This window comes from Streptomyces sp. NRRL WC-3549 (assembly GCF_000721935.1).
Classification (GTDB): domain Bacteria; phylum Actinomycetota; class Actinomycetes; order Streptomycetales; family Streptomycetaceae; genus Streptomyces.
The window spans coordinates 242,822-248,983 of sequence record NZ_KL585394.1; the positions used below are offsets into that span (position 1 = coordinate 242,822).

Sequence of the window (6,162 nt, forward strand, 5' to 3'; positions counted from 1 at the left end):
CTGCTGGTCTCCCCGTGGGCGTCGCTGGTCCGGACGGTCGCGGCCGGGGCCCTGATCTCGTCGGCCATCGAGCTGGCGCAGACGGGGGTGCCCGGGCAGGTCGTGGACGTCGACTCGATCCTGCTGAACACCGCCGGTGTCGCGGTCGCCCATCTGCTGGTCGTCCCGGTGTGCCGGGTGCGGCTGCGCCGGGGCGACCGGGTGGGTACGGGCGACCTCTCGCGGTTCCGTCACGAGGCCGGGACCCTGGGGAGCGACGCCCCTCAGGGAGCGACCCCGAGGATTTCCAGGGTCGGTATCGCCCCGTAGAGCGATGCTTTGTCCTCCTTCGTGGGGGCACCCTGGAGATATCGGGAGCACGACGGAGCTGCTCCCGCGACGGTTCGCGAAGGAGTCACCATGGCCGCACTTGTCCGCCCGACCGAAGGCCGCATGATCGGCGGGGTGTGCGCGGGGCTGGCACGCCGCTTCGGCACCTCCGCCGGGACGATGCGCGTGATCTTCCTGGTCTCCTGCCTGCTGCCCGGCCCGCAGTTCCTGGTCTACCTGGCGCTGTGGGTGCTGCTGCCGTCGGAGAAGCGCTCCTCCGCGACGGCCTGGTGACACCGGGGGCCACGGGGAGAACAGCAGGCACGGGGAGAACAGCAGGAGGGCGCGCACCCTGACCGGGTGCGCGCCCTCTGTGCGTGCCGGCGGGGCACACGGGAGCGTGTATCGGGAGTGGCGCCCTCCGCCCGGAGGGCGGGACTTCCGGTACACGCCCTGGTCAGGCGGGTGAGGCCTCAGCGACCGATCGGCAGGGCGCCGGTCAGCCCACCGGCGGGCAGGCCGCCGAGCAGGTTGGTGCCCGTCGACTTGAGGGCGCCGCTGCCCTTCTGGCCGCCGCCCTTGTGCTGGTCGAGCAGGCTGCCCGCGGCCTTCTGGGCGGTGGGCAGCGCGTCGGTCACGCTGTCGAGCGCGACGTTGGCGGGCAGCGCGCCGGCCAGGGAGTCGACGGGCAGAGCGACGGCGGAGGCGCTTCCCGCGCCGGCGGCGGCGAAGGCGGCACCGAGAGCGGCGGCACCGATGGTCCTGACAGCAGACTGCTTCATGTGACATTCATCCTTGGGAAGGGGATGTGAGCGGCTCTGCAACGTAGTCAGCCCCCGACGGCTCCCGCAAACATCCCCGGACACGGAAAACGGCCGGAATTCCGTGACCCCGGCCGCTCCCCTTCGTGTCCGCTCAGGCAGAGGCGCCCGAAGAACCGCTGGTGGTGGACGTCTGACGGAACAGCCACTCCGACTTCAGTTCCGCGTACCCCGGCTTCACCACGTCGTTGATCATGGCGAGACGTTCATCGAAAGGAATGAAAGCGGATTTCATCGCATTGACGGTGAACCACTGCATGTCGTCGAGCGTGTATCCGAAGGTCTCGGTCAGTTTCTCGAATTCCCGGCTCATGCTGGTGCCGCTCATCAACCGGTTGTCCGTGTTCACGGTGGCGCGGAAATGCAGCTTCCGCAGCAGCCCGATGGGGTGCTCCGCGTACGAGGCCGCGGCTCCGGTCTGGAGGTTGGAGGTCGGGCAGAGCTCCAGCGGGATGCGCTTGTCGCGGACGTAGGAGGCGAGGCGGCCGAGGGTCACGCTGCCGTCGTCGGCGACCTCGATGTCGTCGATGATGCGGACGCCGTGGCCGAGCCGGTCGGCGCCGCACCACTGCAGGGCCTGCCAGATGGACGGCAGCCCGAAGGCCTCACCGGCGTGGATGGTGAAGTGGTTGTTCTCCCGCTTGAGGTACTCGAACGCGTCGAGGTGGCGGGTGGGCGGGTAGCCCGCCTCGGCGCCGGCGATGTCGAAGCCGACGACGCCCAGGTCGCGGTAGCGGTTGGCGAGTTCGGCGATCTCCAGGGCGCGGGCGGCGTGCCGCATCGCCGTGAGGAGGGCGCCGACCCTGATGCGGTGGCCGTTGGCCCTGGCCCTGCGCTCACCCTCGCGGAAACCGTCGTTGACCGCCTCGACGACCTCTTCGAGGGTCAGCCCGGCGGTGAGGTGCTGCTCGGGGGCGTAGCGCACCTCGGCGTAGACGACACCGTCCTCGGCGAGGTCCTCGGCGCACTCGGCCGCCACCCGGAACAGCGCGTCACGGGTCTGCATGACCGCGCAGGTGTGGGCGAACGTCTCCAGGTAGCGCTCCAGCGAACCGGAGTCGGCCGCCTCGCGGAACCAGGTGCCGAGCTTGTCCGCCTCGGTCTCGGGCAGCGCGTCGTAGCCTTGCGCGGCGGCCAGTTCGACGACGGTACCGGGGCGCAGGCCGCCGTCGAGGTGGTCGTGGAGCAGCACCTTGGGGGCGCGGCGGATCTGGTCGGGACCGGGGACGTTCGGGGTCTGGCTCGTCATTCGGGCACTCTAACGCCTACGCGCGTAGATAGCTGCCCCCGATACGTAACAGTGACCGCGAAGCCGGGTGGAACACAGGTGCGCTCTGACACTGTTCTGCCATGGCACAGCGCGCACTTCCCCAGCCCGCCGCGAGGCTGGGACGGGCCGTCCAGGCGGCCGGGGCACTATCCGAGGTCAGCGGCGTGGTCCTGCTGCTCCCGGACGGCGAGACCGACTCGCGTCGCCGTCCCTCCACCCTGTCGTACGCGGCCCAGCTGCCCCTGGCCCGGACCCTGGCCCGGGCCGGGGCGCGGGACGGGCTCGCCGTGCACGTGGTCCGCTACCGCCGCCGCGGCTGGGACGACGTCCCCGTCTGCCTCGTCGGGCACGGGATGGGCGGCCGGGCGGCCCTGCGGGCGGCCGGGCACACGGCCGTCACGTCGGTGATGGCGATGGCGCCCTGGCTGCCCGAGGCCGCCGCGCCGGAGCCCGGAGCCGAGCCGGTGAAGCACCTGGCGGGGCGCCGGGTGCTGATCGTGCACGGCACGAACGACGCGCGGACCGATCCGGAGCTCTCCTACCGGCTGGCCGAACGCGCCAAGAAGACCAATCGGGACACCTGCCGGTTCGAGGTCCATTCGGACGGGCACGCCCTGCGCCAGCACCGCTCCGAGGTCGTGGCCCTGGCGGTGGACTTCGTCCGGGGGTCGCTCTTCGGAGGGGCGTACGCCCGGCCGGTCACGGACGCGTTCGCCGCACCGCCGCCGCTCGGGCTGCGGATGCCGCTGGCGGCCGGTTTCGGCCGCTCCCTGCGGAACTGAGGAGCCGTCAGCGGGCGGGCCCGCCGCTCGGTGCGCCCGGTTTCCTGGGCGCGTACACCGGGTCGGCGGCGGGGGCACCCGGGCCTTCTCCCCCGGCGCTCAGTCCGGCAGCAGGTTCCCCCGGCGCGACAGCAGGAAGCGCTTGAAGGCGGCCACCGGCGGGGTGTCCGGGTGGCCGTCCAGCCAGGCGACCCCGATCTCCCGGACCGCGCGCGGGGCGGTGACCGTCAGTTCGACCACCCCCGGCCGGGCCACGGCGGGCGGCGGCAGCAGGGCCACCCCGAGCCCCGCGGCGACCAGGCCGCGCAGGGTCTCGGCCTCCTCGCCCTCGAACGCGACGCGCGGGGTGAACCCGGCCTCCGTGCAGAGGTCGTCGGTGATCCGCCGCAGGCCGTACCCGGGCTCCAGGGTGACGAACGTTTCGTCGGCGGCCTCCGCGAGGCGGATCCGCCGGCGCCCGGCCAGCCGGTGGTCCTCGGGCACCACGAGGCGCAGCCGCTGCTCGTCCAGCCTGCGGGCCACCAGGTCCGGGGCGTCCGGTACGGGCGAGGTGAGGCAGAGGTCGAGGCCCCCGGCCCGCAGCCGCTCGATCATCGCCTCGCCGTAGTTCTGGACGAGCTGGAAGCGGACCCGGGGGTGGTCGGCGCGGAAGGCCCGGATGAGGGAGGGCACGGTCTCGGAGCCCATCGTGTGCAGGAAGCCGAAGGCGACCTTGCCCGCGGTGGGGTCGGCGTCGGCCCGGACCGAGTCGGCGGCCTTCTCCACCTCGGCCAGGGCGCGTTCGGCGGAGGCCAGGAAGGTACGTCCGGCCGGGGTGAGCGAGACGGTGCGGCCCCGGCGGGCGAACAGTGTGACGCCCAGGTCCTGTTCGAGCCTGACCATGGCCCGCGACAGCGTCGACTGCGGGACGCCGAGTTCGTGCGCGGCACGGGTGACGTGCTCGTGCCGGGCCACCGCCTCGAAGTACGCGAGGCGGGGCGCGAGTACGGCGCGGATGTCTTCTTCGTAACCACTCGGTGACAGCCGCGTCTGTGAGCTGGGTTGATGCGCCATGGGAATGATTATGGCGACTTCATGCATTGGACGCATCAAACCTCTCGGTCCTAACGTCGCCGTATGCCTCCTGCCAGTACCGGGGCGTCCACCGTCACGCTGGACGCCTCAGCTCCGTCATCCGCCGCGGCCACCACCCCGGCCGCCTCCGAGACCGCCGCGCCCGCGACGGCCGACCCGGTCACCACCGGCCCGGCCACCGTCTCCGCCGGCACCGCCGACCGCCTGGAGCCGGGCCGCCCCGGCTACCGCCGGATGAGCTTCGCGCTCTTCGCCTCCGGGGTCGCGACCTTCGCCCTCCTCTACTCCACCCAGGCCCTGCTGCCCGCCGTCTCCGCCTCCTTCGGCGCCACGGCCGGCCAGGCGAGCTGGACGGTCTCCGCGGCGACCGGGGCACTGGCCCTGTGCGTCCTGCCGCTGAGCGCGCTCTCCGAGCGCTTCGGGCGGCGGCAGATGATGACGGCCTCCCTGACGGTCGCCGCGCTGGTCGGACTCCTCGTGCCGTTCGCCCCGTCGCTCGGCTGGCTGATCGCGCTGCGCGCGGTCCAGGGTGCGGCGCTGGCCGGGCTGCCGGCCTCGGCGATGGCCTACCTCGCCGAGGAGGTACGGCCCAGGGCACTGGTGGCCGCGATCGGTCTCTTCGTGGCGGGCAACAGCATCGGCGGCATGAGCGGCCGCATCCTCACCGGCTGGGTCGCCCAGCTGTGGGGCTGGCGCGCGGCGCTCGGCGCGGTCGGGCTGCTGGCGGTCGGCTGCGCGGTCGTCTTCCACCTGATGATCCCGAGGGCCCGGCACTTCACGCCGGGGTCGCTCAACCCGAAGGCGCTGGCCAAGACCGTCGGCACGCACCTCTCCGACCCGCTGCTGCGCCGGCTCTACGCGATCGGCGCCCTGTTCATGACGGTGTTCGGCGCCGTCTACACCGTGATCGGCTACCGGCTGGTCGAGGCGCCGTTCGGCCTCCCGCAGGGCATCGTCGGTTCGATCTTCCTGGTCTACCTGGTGGGTACGGTCTCCTCCGCCGCGGCCGGGCGGCTCGTCGCCCGGCTGGGCCGCCGGGGCGCGCTGTACCTCGCCGTCTCGACCACGGCCGCCGGTCTGCTGCTCTCGCTGGCCGACCAGCTGGTGGCGGTCCTGCTCGGCCTGGTGCTGATCACGGCCGGCTTCTTCGCCGGACACGCGGTCGCCTCCTCCTCGGTGAGCCGTACGGCGACGACGGGCCGCGCCCAGGCGTCGGCGCTCTACCAGTCGGCCTACTACCTGGGGTCCAGCGCGGGCGGCACGCTCGGCGCGGTCGCCTTCCACGCCGGGGGCTGGGGCGGCACGGTGGTCCTCGGCCTCCTCGCGGTGCTCGGCGTCGTGACGATCACCCTCTTCGGCACCCGGGCCGCCCGCACCGAGCGCCGGACCGCCCCGCGGACGGCCGCCGCGCACAACTGAGGCCCTCCCGCCCGGCCTCCGACCAGCGGTTTCCGTCTTTTCCGCCCCGACTGTCAGTGCCCTGGGGTAGCTTCCCCAGTGCCGGGTGAGCGGCGTCACAGCGCAACAGGGGTGAGCGATGAGTGATCGGGCGGCGACGGCCACGGCCGGCATCGACAGTCGTCTGGAGGGACACCGGGTCGAGCTGACGGGGTACTGCTACCGGATGCTCGGCTCGGCCTTCGAGGCGGAGGACGCGGTCCAGGACACGCTGGTCCGTGCCTGGCGCGGCTTCGACACGTTCGAGGGCCGTTCCTCGCTGCGCTCCTGGCTCTACCGCATCGCCACCAACGTGTGCCTGGACATGCTCAAGGCGGGCAACAAGCGGGCCAGGCCGGTGGACCTCACCGGCCCGACCCCGCTGGCGCGGGCGGCGCTCAACCCGCTCCCGGAGAACACCTGGCTGGAGCCGATGCCGGACGGCCGGATCCTGCCGACACCCGACGAC

At 72.9% G+C, this 6,162-nt stretch carries 8 protein-coding genes; 5 read left to right on the forward strand and 3 right to left on the reverse strand.

Annotation, left to right across the window (positions count from 1 at the left end):
* Together IH13_RS0111850 and IH13_RS0111855 are read left to right on the forward strand one after the other, a co-directional pair.
* On the forward strand, nucleotides 1-309 hold a 309-nt coding region (locus tag IH13_RS0111850), incomplete at its 5' end, for a VanZ family protein (protein WP_031083622.1).
* 90 nt (nucleotides 310-399) lie between these two features.
* Nucleotides 400-603, forward strand: a complete 204-nt coding sequence (locus IH13_RS0111855) for a PspC domain-containing protein (protein WP_031083625.1) — start codon at nucleotides 400-402, stop codon at nucleotides 601-603.
* Nucleotides 604-782: 179 nt separating this feature from the next.
* Here the strand turns inward: IH13_RS0111855 and IH13_RS0111860 are convergent, their stop codons facing one another.
* Together IH13_RS0111860 and IH13_RS0111865 are read right to left on the reverse strand one after the other, a co-directional pair.
* The gene (locus tag IH13_RS0111860; protein ID WP_031083627.1) at nucleotides 783-1,091 is read right to left on the reverse strand and encodes a hypothetical protein; all 309 of its coding nucleotides are present in this window, start codon (nucleotides 1,089-1,091) and stop codon (nucleotides 783-785) included.
* A 133-nt stretch (nucleotides 1,092-1,224) separates the two neighbouring features.
* Complete coding sequence (locus IH13_RS0111865; RefSeq protein WP_031083628.1) at nucleotides 1,225-2,379, reverse strand: adenosine deaminase; 1,155 nt, start codon at nucleotides 2,377-2,379, stop codon at nucleotides 1,225-1,227.
* Between the two features lie 101 nt (nucleotides 2,380-2,480).
* On the opposite strand from IH13_RS0111865, the gene IH13_RS0111870 reads away from it, so the two are divergent.
* Nucleotides 2,481-3,182: an alpha/beta hydrolase gene (locus tag IH13_RS0111870; protein ID WP_082317576.1), complete on the forward strand. Its 702-nt coding sequence runs from the start codon at nucleotides 2,481-2,483 to the stop codon at nucleotides 3,180-3,182.
* Nucleotides 3,183-3,281: 99 nt separating this feature from the next.
* On the opposite strand, the gene IH13_RS0111875 is transcribed toward IH13_RS0111870, so the two are convergent.
* On the reverse strand, nucleotides 3,282-4,235 hold the full coding sequence (locus IH13_RS0111875; protein ID WP_031083630.1) for a LysR family transcriptional regulator: 954 nt from the start codon (nucleotides 4,233-4,235) through the stop codon (nucleotides 3,282-3,284).
* A 63-nt stretch (nucleotides 4,236-4,298) separates the two neighbouring features.
* Between IH13_RS0111875 and IH13_RS0111880 the strand changes: the two genes are divergently transcribed.
* Nucleotides 4,299-5,675 (forward strand): MFS transporter, encoded by a 1,377-nt coding sequence (locus IH13_RS0111880; protein WP_031083631.1) that lies wholly within the window; start codon nucleotides 4,299-4,301, stop codon nucleotides 5,673-5,675.
* A 118-nt stretch (nucleotides 5,676-5,793) separates the two neighbouring features.
* Nucleotides 5,794-6,162, forward strand: a 369-nt coding sequence (locus tag IH13_RS0111885) for a sigma-70 family RNA polymerase sigma factor (protein WP_031083632.1), incomplete at its 3' end; no start/stop codon positions are given.

Bases quoted from the DNA above. Each gene is read 5' to 3' on its own strand.
- IH13_RS0111880 (WP_031083631.1), top strand. From the start codon at position 4,299: ATGCCTCCTGCCAGTACCGGGGCGTCCACCGTCACGCTGGACGCCTCA.
- IH13_RS0111860 (WP_031083627.1), bottom strand. From the start codon at position 1,091: ATGAAGCAGTCTGCTGTCAGGACCATCGGTGCCGCCGCTCTCGGTGCC.
- IH13_RS0111855 (WP_031083625.1), top strand. From the start codon at position 400: ATGGCCGCACTTGTCCGCCCGACCGAAGGCCGCATGATCGGCGGGGTG.
- IH13_RS0111870 (WP_082317576.1), top strand. From the start codon at position 2,481: ATGGCACAGCGCGCACTTCCCCAGCCCGCCGCGAGGCTGGGACGGGCC.
- IH13_RS0111865 (WP_031083628.1), bottom strand. From the start codon at position 2,379: ATGACGAGCCAGACCCCGAACGTCCCCGGTCCCGACCAGATCCGCCGC.
- IH13_RS0111875 (WP_031083630.1), bottom strand. From the start codon at position 4,235: ATGGCGCATCAACCCAGCTCACAGACGCGGCTGTCACCGAGTGGTTAC.